Origin of the sequence: Saccharibacter sp. 17.LH.SD (genome assembly GCF_009834805.1) — a bacterium.
In the GTDB taxonomy this organism is placed as follows: domain Bacteria; phylum Pseudomonadota; class Alphaproteobacteria; order Acetobacterales; family Acetobacteraceae; genus Saccharibacter.
This window is the reverse complement of sequence record NZ_WVHO01000012.1, coordinates 44,124-57,820: the sequence shown is the minus strand read 5'-3', so window position 1 is coordinate 57,820 and position 13,697 is coordinate 44,124. Positions and strand designations below refer to the sequence as shown.

The 13,697-nt window shown below is 47.6% G+C and carries 12 protein-coding genes and 1 tRNA gene; 4 read left to right on the top strand and 9 right to left on the bottom strand.

Going from position 1 to position 13,697, the window contains the following annotated elements; all coding sequences use genetic code 11:
* Positions 1-16: 16 nt before the first annotated feature.
* Positions 17-1,072 carry a dTDP-glucose 4,6-dehydratase gene (gene rfbB, locus GS501_RS08875; RefSeq protein ID WP_160831515.1) on the bottom strand — a complete coding sequence of 352 codons (1,056 nt, stop codon included), beginning with the start codon at positions 1,070-1,072 and terminating at the stop codon, positions 17-19.
* A 378-nt stretch (positions 1,073-1,450) separates the two neighbouring features.
* On the opposite strand from rfbB, the gene GS501_RS08870 reads away from it, so the two are divergent.
* Genes GS501_RS08870 through GS501_RS08860 form a run of 3 tightly spaced genes read left to right on the top strand, consistent with a single transcriptional unit; the run spans position 1,451 to position 4,400 of the window.
* Positions 1,451-2,152, top strand: a complete 702-nt coding sequence (locus GS501_RS08870) for a histidine phosphatase family protein (protein WP_370517983.1) — start codon at positions 1,451-1,453, stop codon at positions 2,150-2,152.
* Positions 2,149-3,492: a lipopolysaccharide biosynthesis protein gene (locus GS501_RS08865; RefSeq protein ID WP_160831514.1), complete on the top strand. Its 1,344-nt coding sequence runs from the start codon at positions 2,149-2,151 to the stop codon at positions 3,490-3,492. The genes GS501_RS08870 and GS501_RS08865 overlap by 4 nt, the downstream gene beginning before the upstream one ends.
* Positions 3,493-3,530: 38 nt before the next feature.
* Positions 3,531-4,400 (top strand): hypothetical protein, encoded by an 870-nt coding sequence (locus tag GS501_RS08860; protein ID WP_160831513.1) that lies wholly within the window; start codon positions 3,531-3,533, stop codon positions 4,398-4,400.
* Here GS501_RS08860 and GS501_RS09895 read toward each other — a convergent pair.
* The 7 genes from GS501_RS09895 to mnmE form a co-directional block, all read right to left on the bottom strand.
* Positions 4,392-5,795, bottom strand: coding sequence for a hypothetical protein (locus tag GS501_RS09895; protein WP_202405384.1), 1,404 nt, complete (start codon positions 5,793-5,795; stop codon positions 4,392-4,394). The genes GS501_RS08860 and GS501_RS09895 overlap by 9 nt on opposite strands.
* A gap of 326 nt (positions 5,796-6,121) precedes the next feature.
* Positions 6,122-6,197 (bottom strand) — tRNA-Lys (locus GS501_RS08850).
* A 74-nt stretch (positions 6,198-6,271) separates the two neighbouring features.
* Positions 6,272-7,159, bottom strand: coding sequence for a ParB/RepB/Spo0J family partition protein (locus tag GS501_RS08845; RefSeq protein ID WP_160831512.1), 888 nt, complete (start codon positions 7,157-7,159; stop codon positions 6,272-6,274).
* 4 nt (positions 7,160-7,163) lie between these two features.
* Positions 7,164-7,946 carry a ParA family protein gene (locus tag GS501_RS08840; RefSeq protein WP_160831671.1) on the bottom strand — a complete coding sequence of 261 codons (783 nt, stop codon included), beginning with the start codon at positions 7,944-7,946 and terminating at the stop codon, positions 7,164-7,166.
* A 1-nt stretch (position 7,947) separates the two neighbouring features.
* Complete coding sequence (rsmG, locus tag GS501_RS08835) at positions 7,948-8,526, bottom strand: 16S rRNA (guanine(527)-N(7))-methyltransferase RsmG (protein ID WP_160831511.1); 579 nt, start codon at positions 8,524-8,526, stop codon at positions 7,948-7,950.
* A complete protein-coding gene (gene mnmG / locus GS501_RS08830) occupies positions 8,523-10,382 on the bottom strand; it encodes a tRNA uridine-5-carboxymethylaminomethyl(34) synthesis enzyme MnmG (protein WP_160831510.1) in 1,860 nt (619 codons plus the stop codon). Before mnmG ends, rsmG begins: the two co-directional genes overlap by 4 nt.
* A gap of 8 nt (positions 10,383-10,390) precedes the next feature.
* Positions 10,391-11,686 carry a tRNA uridine-5-carboxymethylaminomethyl(34) synthesis GTPase MnmE gene (gene mnmE / locus GS501_RS08825; RefSeq protein ID WP_160831509.1) on the bottom strand — a complete coding sequence of 432 codons (1,296 nt, stop codon included), beginning with the start codon at positions 11,684-11,686 and terminating at the stop codon, positions 10,391-10,393.
* Positions 11,687-11,759: 73 nt separating this feature from the next.
* Here mnmE and GS501_RS08820 point away from each other — a divergent pair, with 73 nt between their 5' ends.
* The gene (locus GS501_RS08820) at positions 11,760-12,206 is read left to right on the top strand and encodes a methylated-DNA--[protein]-cysteine S-methyltransferase (protein WP_160831508.1); all 447 of its coding nucleotides are present in this window, start codon (positions 11,760-11,762) and stop codon (positions 12,204-12,206) included.
* Positions 12,207-12,259: 53 nt separating this feature from the next.
* Here GS501_RS08820 and rho read toward each other — a convergent pair whose 3' ends face one another.
* A complete protein-coding gene (gene rho / locus GS501_RS08815) occupies positions 12,260-13,555 on the bottom strand; it encodes a transcription termination factor Rho (protein WP_160831507.1) in 1,296 nt (431 codons plus the stop codon).
* Between the last annotated feature and the right edge of the window lie 142 nt (positions 13,556-13,697).

The window sequence follows — 13,697 nt, the reverse complement described above, 5'->3', positions numbered from 1 at the left end:
TTGGTCGATGATATAATCATGATCCTCCTCCGAGGCGATGCCCCTTATAACGATGCTCAAGAATGGGCTGCCACCACGCCGAATGATTCAAATACCACTGAATTGTTTTACGTAATCCCGTATCCAAGTCGTGCGTAGCTTTCCACTCCAACGCTTCTTCCGCATGGGATGGATCGATCTCATACCGAAAATCATGGCCCGGACGATCAGACACAAAACGGATCAACCTTTCACGCGGCCCCGCCTCGTCTGGCCGTAGCTCGTCGAGGATAGCACAAATTTTCTTAACAACCTCTAAATTATCATGCGGCTGTCGTGCACCAATTGCGTAAGTATCGCCTGGCTTGCCACGTTCAACAGCTCTTACGAGTGCTTCAGCATGGTCCTCAACATAGAGCCAATCTCGAATGTTCTTACCCTGTCCGTAAACAGGCAACTCTTCTCCTCGAAGCGCTTTGATAATCATTAATGGAATAAGCTTCTCAGGAAAATGGAAGGGCCCATAATTATTTGTTGTGTTCGTAACCAAACAGGGAAGGCCATAAGTACTGTACCATGCCCGGACAAGATGATCTGAAGCAGCTTTCGTCGCTGAATAGGGACTCCGGGGATCGTAGGGTGTTTTTTCTGTAAAAGGAGGATCATTTTCATCCAAATGCCCGAACACCTCGTCCGTAGAAATATGCTGAAACCGAAATTTCTTTTGCCGTTCAGAGGATAATTTATTCCAGTACCCGCGGGCAACCTCCAATAGCGTGTAAGTTCCTGTGACGTTCGTCTGTACAAACGCCCCAGGCCCATCAATGGAACGATCCACATGACTTTCTGCAGCCAGATGCATAACGGCTTCTGGCTGATAGGATTCAAAAAGGGGCTTAAGAGCTTTCGCATCTATAATATTGACTAACGCGTGACGATATCGCGCATTTTCTGAAACAGACGCGACATTCTCAGCTGACCCAGCATATGTCATGCAATCAACATTGAGTACATCATGCGACGTCTGTTCAATAAGATATCGCACAACAGCCGAGCCTATAAAACCACACCCACCCGTCAGAAGAATACGCATAAAGAAGAGCCCTTATCCTGAAAGAGAAATTATCCCCTTCCTTCATTTCCCAGTAATTTAGCCGACACGGTCAGAAAAAAGGGACCGTCTTTGAATGTTACCCCATGAATTATCCCTTAATTAGATGAAAATATTATCTATTTTTATCAATTATTGCAAATACCCCCAATGATCAGGCATATTTTATTTTACTTTTTATTAATATTTTTCTTCTTTGTCTTCTATAGTCCTCTCCCTTACGAGAAAGCAATGAGATCTTTGTCCTACCTCTTCATTGAAGAGACCTCCCTCATAAGACATAAAATGAGAAAGTTCTTCTTGAAGCAAATCTTATTCCTCGCTATGCGCCCTTGTCATGGAAGAACGGAGACCTGACTTGTGAAAACAAGGACGCACAAAAAGATCGACCCTCAGGCTCATTTTCTTGACGGACCAGGCCTCCCCTCAGGAACAACGCGTTTTTGGCTTATTCGCCACGGGGTTGTTGACGAAGTGGCACGTCAGACCATGTATGGCACCCTAGATGTACCCCTTTGCCCACAGGCCCTCCAAACACAACGTAATGCCTATTCCGCTTTAGCAAAACAACTCCCTCCGAAGGCCCTTTGGTTTAGCTCTCCGCTCAAACGGGCTCAAGACACAGGAGCGACCATTCAAGCTGCTGGGAAAATCTCACACCCTATTGAAATAAACCAAGCCTTTACCGAACAATCAATCGGGGAGTGGAGTGGGACGCCCCATGACAAATTTCCGTCACTCCTGCACCAACCTCCTCATCCTTTCTGGTCCATTTCAGCCATGGAAACACCTCCAGGCGGAGAAAATATGGAGACAGTTAAACGTCGTGTCGGCCGGGCACTTGATCATCTAGCAGAGACACACCCAAAACAGGACATGATCATTCTAAGCCATGGTGGTGCTATCCGCATGGCTCTCGCGCACTGTCTCTCAATTTCACCTGATACAGCGCTTTATTTTACTATCCAGAATCTATCCGTCTCCATTATCGAATATATTGAAGGGTCGTGGCGTATCATATGCGTTAACTCTCTCCCTGATTTTGGAGAAACGCACTCATGACGAAATGGTGGTTTCGTAGTGACACTCTTTTTAAATCTATTTTAAAAAATACGGGTAAATTAGGATCTACAAAATTTATTGGAGCCCTCTTAGGGCTTGTTGCCTTAATCTGCACCGGTCGTGGTTTGCGCCCGCATGATTTTGGTGTGCTTACAATGATCGGGGCCTATGCCGAAAGTGTGAGCTCCATCGCCCAGTTTCAGAGCTGGCAGATTGTCCTCCATTATGCGTCAATCCCCTGGAAGAACGGAAACCGGGATCGTGTAAAAACGACCATTCAATTTGCCCTTGGCCTCGATCTTTGTACAAGCCTTATCGGTACAATCGCAGGTGTTGGGGCTCTCCTTTTATTCAGTCATCCTTTAGGGATTCACGCGCACCATAAACACCTTGTCCTTCTCTATTGCATCCTCATTCCAGGCATGAGTGCTTCCAGTGTTTACGGCATTCTCCGTCTATTTGACCGTGTTGATATCGTCTCGAATCAACAAGTTGTCACACCTACTGTTCGTGCCATCCTGTGCGCCATTGTCTTCTTTACAAAAGGTGGTTTGGTTGGTTTCGTCTGGGCGTGGTTTCTTGGAGCCCTAGCAGGCCAACTTTATATGTGGATCACAGCCTGGATAGAATTAAAACGTCATAATCTACGTGATGCTTTCCGCCCAGACCTCTTCCGCGCAACACGCGAAATGCCCAAAGGATCATGGAGTTTTGTATGGGCTACAAGCATCAATGTGGTCTTAGAATCAGCTTGGGAGCCCGTTACAAATTTGATCATTGGGCGTATCTTAGGAACGTCGGCATCCGGTCTTTATCGACTAGCAACCACTTTTCTTGATTCCGTGCAGAGACCAGCCAAATTACTCGAAAAAAGCTATTATCCAGAGGTGGTACGCTTAGATCCTCGTACACAAGAACCGTGGCGTTTAGCTCTCCATACATCACTCTTATCTGCACTGATTGGTATTGTCGCTACGTTGGTTGTTTATATTGGCGGTAAGCCTGTCATTAGCATTTTTGGGCATCGCTACGCTGATGCAGCGCAACTCATGGTCTGGATGTCACCTTCCTTAATTTTCTTCATGGCTGGCTTATCCATGGAAGGCGTTCTCTACACAGCAGGACGTGCACGATACATCATGTATGTACAATTCATCGCTGTTGCCGTGTATATCCCCTTACTCATCACGATGGGCCATCGTTATGGCCTTAATGGCGTAGGGTTTGCTTATACAATTGGCATGATCTTCCTCACATTGCTCACCTTTGGGTTAACCATGATCACCTTTTTGCGGCGTAGATTCATTATTCCACCGCACGAGCAAGACATCGCCTCCTGACTTTTCACGTTCTTACCCCTTTGTCGTATGATTGAGTTATGATTCCTTTCCGCTTCTTAAAATCCCGTTTTGACAAGCCTGAAGCTCCGCAAGAACAGCTGGACACTGTTTTTGAGTATATCTTGTTGGATGACGTCCCTCACTTCGATACGCCGCTCCCTACAAATGTCCTCCCTCTCTGTACACCACAGGAGGTTGGAGAGGGTTATCGTCTTTGCTGGCAGCTGCTGGAACAGGGCGTAAATAGACGTGCCTTCAGTCGTCTTACACTAAAGATTGCGTGCTCGGGTCATGCTAGCCCTGAAGAACAACGTGATTTTAAATATGCACGTGCCAAGTTCAAACATATGCGCTTTGCATGTGCAAACTTCGCCCAGTCGCACCGCTACCCCATTTTGCTCCATATTATTACAATTATTATGGGAAATATGCAGGATGCGTTTAAAAACCACCAGCGTACAGCCACATTACTTAATGGCCTCCTCCTATGGTATATGCTCACGCCCCCATTTTATTGGCTTATTCGACTTCCTTTGATCATCATCCGCCTGGGATCTCCCGAGGATATTCTCAACTACCAAAAGAAACAAAATAAAAAGCTCGCTCGTCTCATGACAACACTTCAATCAACGACGGGTCATGAGTTTCATGTTATGCGTAAAATCATCAGTCGGCGTGTCTCTTTTAACGATACTTTACGCACAATACGGCCATCGCATCAGCTTAACCAACTGTCAGAATATCTAGCGACGGTTAACGGTATGATGGGAGATATGCACGACACGATCATTGAGAAAAAACTCAATGGAACGCAAAGCTACCACCGTGACCGATTTCAACCTCCCTCTAAAATCATCGAGCGCATTAACGCCTTCTTATCAAGAGGGGAGAAAGAAACGTCACATTAAACCCCGCCGACGTAATGTTTCTAAAATATCCTCACGGACTGTCAAGTACGCACGACGCGCATCAAGTGTAACTTTGGGAGCATTATTAAATGTAAGGCGAGGCATAATATCAAATTTAGGTGCCAACGTTTCCCGATCATGATCGGGCTTTCTCTGCAACGCCGTTTCTATGTCAACATCTAAAAAAATGACGAGATCAGGCCTATAATCGGCCATTTTTTGATAAATTTTTTGCTCCCATCGCACTAACAAACGAATGAATGGATTGTTCGTTCGACCGGCAGATAAGCCAGGACCATCACATTGACCAGGAATTTCCGCTTGTGGATAACGATCTGTAATGACGAAATACCCATCTTCAACCGCCTTCTGAACACGCCGAAAACGGGACAAGCGCACAATTGATAAGCAGAAAATAACCAGCGCTGTTACGAAGCCTGGAATTTTTTCTCCTTTTGTCCGTGTCTTTTTAGCTTTGCTCTGTAGTTTTTTTTCCAACATGCGGCCGATAATCGGCCAATGACCAATTCGACGCCCTAAATCACCCGTACCAAGGCCAAGATAGCCGTACATTGTGGGCTTCTTATAATTAAGCGTTTTAACGAGATCCTCGCTTAAACTGGATTTTCCTGACCCATCACAGCCTACTAAAGAAATGAGAGCACCGGCGCGGGGTCTTGGATAAACATCGACAACCTTATGTACAGCTGCTTTTGCTTGAGACAAAACGTCATCAAGAGGCTTTGTCGAATCCAAATCTAAGATGGGTGTCCCGTCAAAGGTCAGTTTTGAAATATCACTAATTTTCCGTTCCAATTTAAAACGGAGATGATCTGGCTTTCTCTTCAACGCCGTTTCAATATCAACATTCAATCGAATAACGAGATCTGGCTTGAAACGCGCCATCCGTGCATAGAATGACCGCTCAACGCGACTCAAAAGCTGAGAAAACTTCCCAGACGTTTTCAAATTTGCCAAAGTGGGGCCATCCATCGGCCCTGGAACGTTATTTTGAGGATAACGATCTGTTAAAATCGCGAACCCTCTTTTGTGCAACAAGCGCATCTTAGAGAACCGTACAACACGACGCATCGAGAGGATAAACCCCGTAATAACCGCCGTAAAGGTTGATTTTTCTCCCGACTGTGTGCGCTTATTTTCCTTATGGGCGCGCCTACTCACCCAAGGCCCAATAAATGGCACTGGGTGTAAGACACGTTCCAAATTCCCTGCCTGCTTTCCCAAATGACAAAACACCGTTGGCCGCTCTTTGGACAACTCTTCCAAAAGAGCTGCTCCAACCGTCGACTTCCCACTACCATCACAACCGATAAGCGCAATGACCGGCTGCTTCCGACCAGAAACAGGAGAGGGGACAGACACCTCTGAACGCATAAATCAGGATCTCATCATCTGAAAAAACGTCATATTATGACTTTTCCTGGCAAGACAATAGGACAGAGAGGCCTCCATCTAACACATCTAAACGATCAAATCTTAGAGTGCTTTTTCTTGCAGAGAAATAAACCACGCGACCATGCTGGAGAAAGTGGACAGCAAACCATCGTTCAACAAAAGACGCGTAAAATCCCCACCTTTTTTTGGCCATTACCAACACAAAAACAACGAGCAACCCAGAAAGATAAACCTCAAAAAGAAACACAGAATACTTTCCGGCTGCCCTAACAACCAATTTTATTCAGGGGAAAACGACCAAGTTATGGTGGGCACACTAGGGCTCGAACCTAGGACCCGCTGATTAAGAGTCAGCTGCTCTACCAACTGAGCTATGTGCCCATAACCGGTAGGTCGTTGAGGGCGCTTCTATCAAAGGATAAAGAAGAACGCAAGAAATTTCTTTTCTCACCCTTTTACCGAAACAATTTCATCAATTCTTCAAACTGTTCCAATGAGCCATAATTGATTTTTAGAGTCCCACCTTTCCCATTAAACCGAATCTGCGCCTTTAATCCCAAACGGGTCGATAAGTCTTCTTCCAACTTCGCAATCTCAGGAAGCTGAGCGGCCTTTCTAACAGGCGATCCTTCTTTTCGATTAGCTTGCGCAACAAGGGCTTCGGTTTGCCGAACATTTAATCCTTTATCAAGCACAAGTTTCATGGCCGTAATAGGGGAGGGATGTCCCAGCAATGCACGTGCATGCCCCGCACTCAGCAGACCGTCACGTAAATGCTGCAGCACAGTTTCTGGAAGATTCAGCAACCGAACTGTATTTGTAATATGAGAGCGTGATTTTCCAACCGCCCCCGCAAGCTCTTCTTGCGTTAGGCTGTAATCTTGCAAAAGCCTTTGAAGTCCCATCGCTTCTTCAACGGGATTTAAATCTGACCGCTGAAGATTCTCCACCATAGCCGCAGCCATAGCATCCGTGTCATCCAAAACACGAATGTGGACAGGCACTTCATGCAAGCCTGCGAGTTGCGACGCACGCCAACGCCGTTCACCGGCAATAATTTGATACCGCCCTTCTTTTTCAGGATCTGGACGCACCAGAATCGGCTGAATAACACCGCGAGATCGAATGGAATCCGCCAACTCACTTAAATGATCGGGGTCCATAAAAACACGGGGTTGAAAGGGGCTTGGTGCCAAAAGATCAATAGCCAACACGCCAGGTTGGTGCATAGATATCCCTTCTTCCTTCGGTGTCGTGCCCGCGCGCGCTAACTCTGAAACTTGGTCTCCTAAAAGAGCAGCTAATCCACGCCCCAACCGTCGGGGAGGTCCTTTCTTAGCCATTGGGTCAGCCCTTTCTTTCCAATCGTTTGAGGAGTTCGTCAGCTAACGCCATATAAGCTTCTGCCCCCGTGGAACGCCGTGCGTATTCTAAAACGGATTGGCCGTGGCTCTGCGCTTCTGGGATGCGAATATTTCTTGGAATAAGCGTCTCAAACATCTTTTCCCCAAAAAAATTCCGAGCATCCTCAGCCACAAGAGCCGAAAAATTATTGCGGCGATCATACATCGTCAGCACGATCCCCTCGAGATGAAGATCTGCATTAAACGCACGACGAATACGCTCAATAGTGCGCACTAATTGGCTAATTCCTTCCAACGCAAAAAATTCACATTGCAACGGCACCAAAACACTTTGAGCCAATACCAACGCATTCAACGTCAAAAGCCCAAGGCTCGGCGGACAGTCAATTAGAATGATATCGTAACTATCTTTAACATACTTCAATGTGTCATGAAGGCGATATTCACGCCGTTCACTGTCAATCATCTCTAACTCGGCGCCTGCCAAATCCCCATTAGCTGGAATCACATCCAGTTGAGCAATCGAACTTTTCTGTGGAAGAGAAGAGGGATCATCATCGCCCATAAGAGCACTATAACTTCCCCGACTACGCTCTCCATACGCAATCCCAAGCCCTGTTGACGCATTTCCTTGCGGGTCGAGATCCACCAAAAGAACACGCTGAGACTGCGCTAAGGCTGCCGCAAGGTTAAGGCTCGTTGTCGTTTTACCTACACCTCCCTTCTGGTTGGCGACAGCAATAATACGAGTATTCTTTGAGGTCATTTTAGACACGTCTGAAATCACTGATCCTGAGAAGAACGCCGTCCTCATTTGTACGGCTCGGCAGAGAGTTATACGTCATGTGCCAGTCACGACGGGCTTCGGTCAACTCATCGGGCGCTTTTCTTCCCTTTAAAAAAAGACAAAAACCATCTTCCTTAAGCAACGGATCTGCCCAACCCAATAATATTTTTAATGGCGCAAGAGCACGTGCCGTCACAATGTCTGCTGGTTCTATCTCAACATCTTCTATGCGCTTTGAAATAACCGTCGTCTGTGCACCGCAAACTCGGCTTGCTTCCCGTAAAAAAGCACATTTACGGTGGTCTGACTCAATCAAAGTCACCGGATTCCCCGTCGCAATCGCCAAGATTAAACCGGGGAACCCCCCTCCAGAGCCAAGATCTGCAATATGTGCTTTTTCTGGAATGAAGGAAGTAAGCTGCAAACTATCCCCAATATGGCGCGACCATAAATGAGGAATATCACGCGGGCTTACCAGATTTATACGACGGTTCCATTGCTCTAAAAGCGAGGAAAACGCTTCAAGCTTTTCTTGTGTTTCACGTGAAACAGACATCATGACCGGCTCCTAATGTGAGCCAATAAAGCGATAAGTGCCGCAGGCGTTACGCCGCGCACACGCTGTGCAGCAGCAAAGTTTGGAGGTCGCGCTTCGGAAAGACGCTCCTGCATTTCACGGCTTAACCCTCCAACCGCGCTATAATCGAGGTCATCTGGAAGGAGAAGGTTTGTTTCATTTTGAAGCTGCTGAATATCTCTCTCTTGCCGACGTAAATACCCACCATAACGTGCTTCTGTCTGTACATGCCGGCGAATACGAGACGGTAATTCAGCAAACCATGGTGCTAACGCAGAAATCTGCTCCTCACGCACTTGTGTCGCCAAAATATCAATGAGGCTCCGTCTCCGTCCGTCCTGAGAAATATCAATGCCCTGATCTTGAAGATGCTGGGGCAAATAGATCTTCTCATTCGCTTTTGCCATCGCCTGATCGATCTGCGCGACCATCTCATTAAAGGATGTCTGCCGCTCAACACCGACACACCCAGCCTCAATCCCTTTAGGGGTTAAACGGAGGTCAGCATTATCCGCTCTCAAAAGCAGTCTGTATTCAGCACGCGATGTGAACATACGATACGGTTCACTAATGCCGTGAAGTGTTAGATCATCAACTAATACACCCAGGTAAGATTCATGTCTTCCTAGCGTGAGAGGCTCTTTCCCACCAACGGAACGAGCCGCATTCAATCCAGCCAAAAGGCCTTGAGCGCCTGCTTCCTCATACCCTGTTGTCCCATTAATTTGCCCAGCAAGATACAAACCGGGCAGGCGCCTTAATTCCAAAGAAGGACGTAATTCTCGGGGATCAACATAATCATATTCAACGGCATAGCCTGGCGTGACGATACGTGCTTTTTCAAGACCCGGCATGGTCGCAATCATTTGTTCCTGTACAGATGCCGGTAACGACGTACTAATACCATTCGGATAAACGAGATCACCCCCAGGATTTCCGGGCAGAGCTTCTGGTTCTAAGAACACTTGGTGGCTATCGCGTTCGGCAAAGCGAATAATTTTGTCCTCAATAGAAGGGCAATATCGCGGCCCACGTCCCACAATCTCTCCTCCATACATGGCAGAGAGATGGAGGTTATCACGAATGATTTGGTGCGTTTTAGCCGTTGTATGAGTCACCCGACAAACGAGCTGTTCAGCCGGTAGATGCGTCGTCAAACTACTAAATGCTTCAGGGTCATCATCACCATAATCAGCCGGTAAATTGTCCCAATCAATGCTGTCTCGAGCAAGACGGGGAGGAGTCCCTGTTTTGAGACGCCCCATACGAAGGCCCAGCGCTTCAAGACGTTCTCCAAGTTGGGTGGCTGGAGCCTCACCAATCCGTCCAGCTAACTCTTTCACATGCCCTGTATGAATGACACCGCGCAAGAATGTACCACTCGTGATGACCACAGCTCCCGCTTTGAACTGACGACCATCTTCGCACACAACGCCTCGAACATGTCCTTCTTGAACGATCAAATCTCCGACTGACCCAGCTTCAATCGTCAAATGAGGCGTTTCATTCAACAGCTCCTGTATCGCTTTTTTATAGAGTGAGCGATCAGCTTGTGCTCGTGGCCCATGTACGGCAGGCCCTTTGGAACGATTCAACAGTTTGAAGTGAATTCCTGCACGATCAGCCGCTTTTCCCATCAACCCATCAAAAGCATCAATCTCCCTGACAAGATGGCCTTTACCAATCCCACCAATGGCTGGATTACAGGACATGGCGCCAATCGTTTCAGGTTTTTGGGTTAATAGAAGCGTCTCTGCACCAAATCGTGCAGAAGCCGCAGCAGCTTCACACCCTGCATGACCGCCACCAATCACGATCACATCATAGCTTGTGGTCATGGTTTCTCTTATTTCCCAATGCAAAACTGTCCAAAAATAGTATCCAGCAACGCTTCAACGTCTACATGTCCTGTTAAGCGCCCCAAGGCCTGCATAGCCAAACGCAATTCTTCCCCGCGGACCTCTGGCCACACAGCATGCTCTGCTTGCTCCAAATGGCGGCGCGCTTCCTCCAAACCAGCACGGTGACGTGCACGCGTTAAAGGCGGGGCTGAGCGTTCAGACATCAACTGCTTGATATGAGCCTTCAAATAATCACGCAAGGCAGAAATCCCTGTTTCATCCTGCGTATGAATGCCTATTTCACCCTCTCGTGCGGGAGCTAAATCCGTTTTCGTGCGTATTTTTATTGCATCCGGTATGACAGGAGACGATGTCTCTTCTGGCCCGACAAGATGCAGAACCATATCCGCGTTCTTCACATGCTGTAAGGCACGTTTAATACCCTCAGCTTCAATATCATCATCCGTCTCTCGCAAGCCGGCTGTATCAATCAAGCGAAGCTTAATGCCATCCAGAATCCAGTCTACACGAATAGCATCCCGCGTTGTACCCGCTTTATGCGTTACAATTGCCGCATCAAAACCGCAAAGCCTATTAAGGAGGCTTGATTTCCCAACATTTGGGGCCCCCGCAATGACGATTTTCAGCCCTTCGCGCGTTATCTCACCGCGCTCATCTGATAAATGCTCGCTCAGCTCACGACGCAAAGAAGCACATTCTTCCAGCAAAGCTCTTTCAACCTCTGGTGGAAGCTCTTCATCTGGAAAATCAATAAGAGCTTCTTGCTGTGCCAGAACATGGCGCAACCGCTGGCTCCACCCATTGTAAAGTTGGCTAAGAGCACCATCCGCCTGCTGCAAAGCCTGCTTACGTTGCGCTTGTGTTTCAGCATCCACCAAATCAGCAATAGCTTCAGCTTGTAACAGATCAAGTCGCCCGGCCTGCACCGCACGTCGTGTAAATTCACCTGGTTCCGCTGGGCGCGCACCTAATGCTGTAAGAGCATCTGAAACGGATTCTATAATCGCATGGCCCGCATGGAGATGAAGTTCAAAACTATCCTCCCCCGTGTAAGAACGCGGTCCCGGGAGCCATAAAATCAGTGCATGATCAAGTACATCTCCGCGGTACCGCAAAGGACGAAAACTTGCATGACGCGCAGGAGGGAGGGCGCCACATAAAGCTTCCAGTATCCGCGCACTTTCAGACCCACTTGCACGGATCACGGCAATAGCAGCACGCCCTAAACCAGTAGCCAGGGCAAAAATTGTAGGCGTTTGTGATAGGGTAGTGGCACTCATAGCGCCTTCATACAGCACTGTGAGCAGAAAATCAGCTTTATTGACGCCCCTTTTCAAAAGGCCATACTTTCCTATGCCACAACTTTCTCTCCATTCCCCTTTTGGAGCGCTCACTCTCAGTGAAGAAGAGGGATATATTGTCTCTCTCGATGAAGGCTGGGGGCGCGATCAAACGGAAACGCCTCTTTTGATACAGGTAAGGGAACTTCTGCAAAATTACTTTGACGGCCAACCCGTCGATTTCAGCACTCTTCCCCTCATGCTCCATGGAACAGACTATCAAAAATGTGTTTGGAAGGCCCTGAGACAAATCCCCTACGGTCACACACGCCGCTATAGTGACCTCGCCTCTGAAATTGGGGGAAGTGCTCGTTCGGTTGGGCGCGCCGTCGGAGCAAACCCCATTTTGTTACTCGTTCCATGTCACCGTGTTGTTGGTGCACACGGTCTCTGTGGATATTCTGGCTTCAATGGCATAGACGACAAAGCCCGCCTTCTTGATCTCGAAGGCAGGCTCTAACCTAAACAACCCTTTTAAACACGGGAGAGGACATCATCCTTTCCCGCATCGCTTTAGTTATTCATCGCGTCAAAGAAATCCTGATTGGATTTGCTGTAACGAAGTTTGTCGAGCAAGAAGTCCATTGCATCCATTGTTCCCATCGGGGCAAGGATGCGCCGTAGAACCCACATTTTGGAAAGGGCAGCCCGATCCACGAGTAGCTCTTCCTTACGAGTTCCCGATTTCGTAATATCAATCGCGGGGAAGGTGCGTTTATCGGAAAGCTTACGATCAAGAATGAGCTCAGAGTTACCAGTCCCCTTGAACTCTTCAAAGATCACTTCATCCATACGCGATCCGGTATCAATCAACGCCGTTGCGATAATGGTGAGTGATCCACCCTCTTCAACGTTACGCGCAGCACCAAAGAAACGTTTCGGACGTTGTAATGCATTAGCATCCACACCACCCGTCAAGACTTTCCCTGATGAAGGAACGACCGTATTATAAGCTCGCGCAAGACGTGTAATGGAGTCCAACAAAATAACGACATCACGCTTATGTTCAACAAGGCGCTTGGCTTTTTCCAAAACCATTTCCGTCACCTGAACGTGACGCGTTGCGGGCTCATCAAAGGTTGATGAGACAACCTCCCCACGCACAGAACGCGCCATATCCGTCACTTCTTCAGGTCGTTCATCAATAAGAAGAACAATTAGAAAAACATCTGGATGATTGGCCGTAATAGACGCTGCAATGCTCTGCAACATGACGGTTTTACCCGTGCGCGGCGGTGCTACAATCAACGCACGCTGTCCCAGTCCAATCGGAGAAACAAGGTCAATCACGCGTGATGTATAATCACGCTGGTCTTTACGTCCACGCCCTTTAGCGCTCTTTGACTCTTCTTCTTTTTGCTCAATTTCCATACGTAAACGCCGTTCTGGAAAAAGAGGCGTCAGATTATCAAAATTGATACGAGAACGGACAGTCTCAGGCGCTTCAAAATTGATGGTATTAACTTTTAGAAGAGAGAAGTAGCGCTCACCATCACGAGGGGCGCGGATTTCACCCTCTACCGTATCCCCAGCGCGCAAACCGAAACGACGCACTTGAGTCGGAGATATGTAAATATCGTCGGGTCCAGGAAGAAAATTGGCTTCTGGACTCCGGAGAAAGCCAAATCCATCAGGGAGGATCTCAAGTGTACCTTCGCCATAAACGACCTGATCGCGTTCTGCGAGAGTTTTGAGAATAGCGAACATGATGTCCTGCTTGCGCAGAGACGACGCATTCTCAATCTCCAATTCTTCAGCAAAGGTCAACAAATCAGCGGGAGATTTTTTCTTTAATTCGGCGAGATGCATGAAAATATGCGCCTTGATGTGCCCAGGAGGACAGGATCGGACAAATAAATTAAAGATACACCGTTCGGCAGAAAGGACTTCCCAATAAGAAGCCACATATCAACGCACTATTTCACAAGTTTAAAACGTCAAAACCCCTCTT

Bases quoted from the DNA above. Each gene is read 5' to 3' on its own strand.
- GS501_RS09895 (WP_202405384.1), bottom strand. From the start codon at position 5,795: ATGCGTTCAGAGGTGTCTGTCCCCTCTCCTGTTTCTGGTCGGAAGCAG.
- mnmE (WP_160831509.1), bottom strand. From the start codon at position 11,686: ATGAGTGCCACTACCCTATCACAAACGCCTACAATTTTTGCCCTGGCT.
- rsmG (WP_160831511.1), bottom strand. From the start codon at position 8,526: ATGATGTCTGTTTCACGTGAAACACAAGAAAAGCTTGAAGCGTTTTCC.
- rfbB (WP_160831515.1), bottom strand. From the start codon at position 1,072: ATGCGTATTCTTCTGACGGGTGGGTGTGGTTTTATAGGCTCGGCTGTT.
- GS501_RS08820 (WP_160831508.1), top strand. From the start codon at position 11,760: ATGCCACAACTTTCTCTCCATTCCCCTTTTGGAGCGCTCACTCTCAGT.
- GS501_RS08865 (WP_160831514.1), top strand. From the start codon at position 2,149: ATGACGAAATGGTGGTTTCGTAGTGACACTCTTTTTAAATCTATTTTA.
- GS501_RS08840 (WP_160831671.1), bottom strand. From the start codon at position 7,946: ATGACCTCAAAGAATACTCGTATTATTGCTGTCGCCAACCAGAAGGGA.
- rho (WP_160831507.1), bottom strand. From the start codon at position 13,555: ATGCATCTCGCCGAATTAAAGAAAAAATCTCCCGCTGATTTGTTGACC.
- mnmG (WP_160831510.1), bottom strand. From the start codon at position 10,382: ATGACCACAAGCTATGATGTGATCGTGATTGGTGGCGGTCATGCAGGG.
- GS501_RS08860 (WP_160831513.1), top strand. From the start codon at position 3,531: ATGATTCCTTTCCGCTTCTTAAAATCCCGTTTTGACAAGCCTGAAGCT.
- GS501_RS08845 (WP_160831512.1), bottom strand. From the start codon at position 7,159: ATGGCTAAGAAAGGACCTCCCCGACGGTTGGGGCGTGGATTAGCTGCT.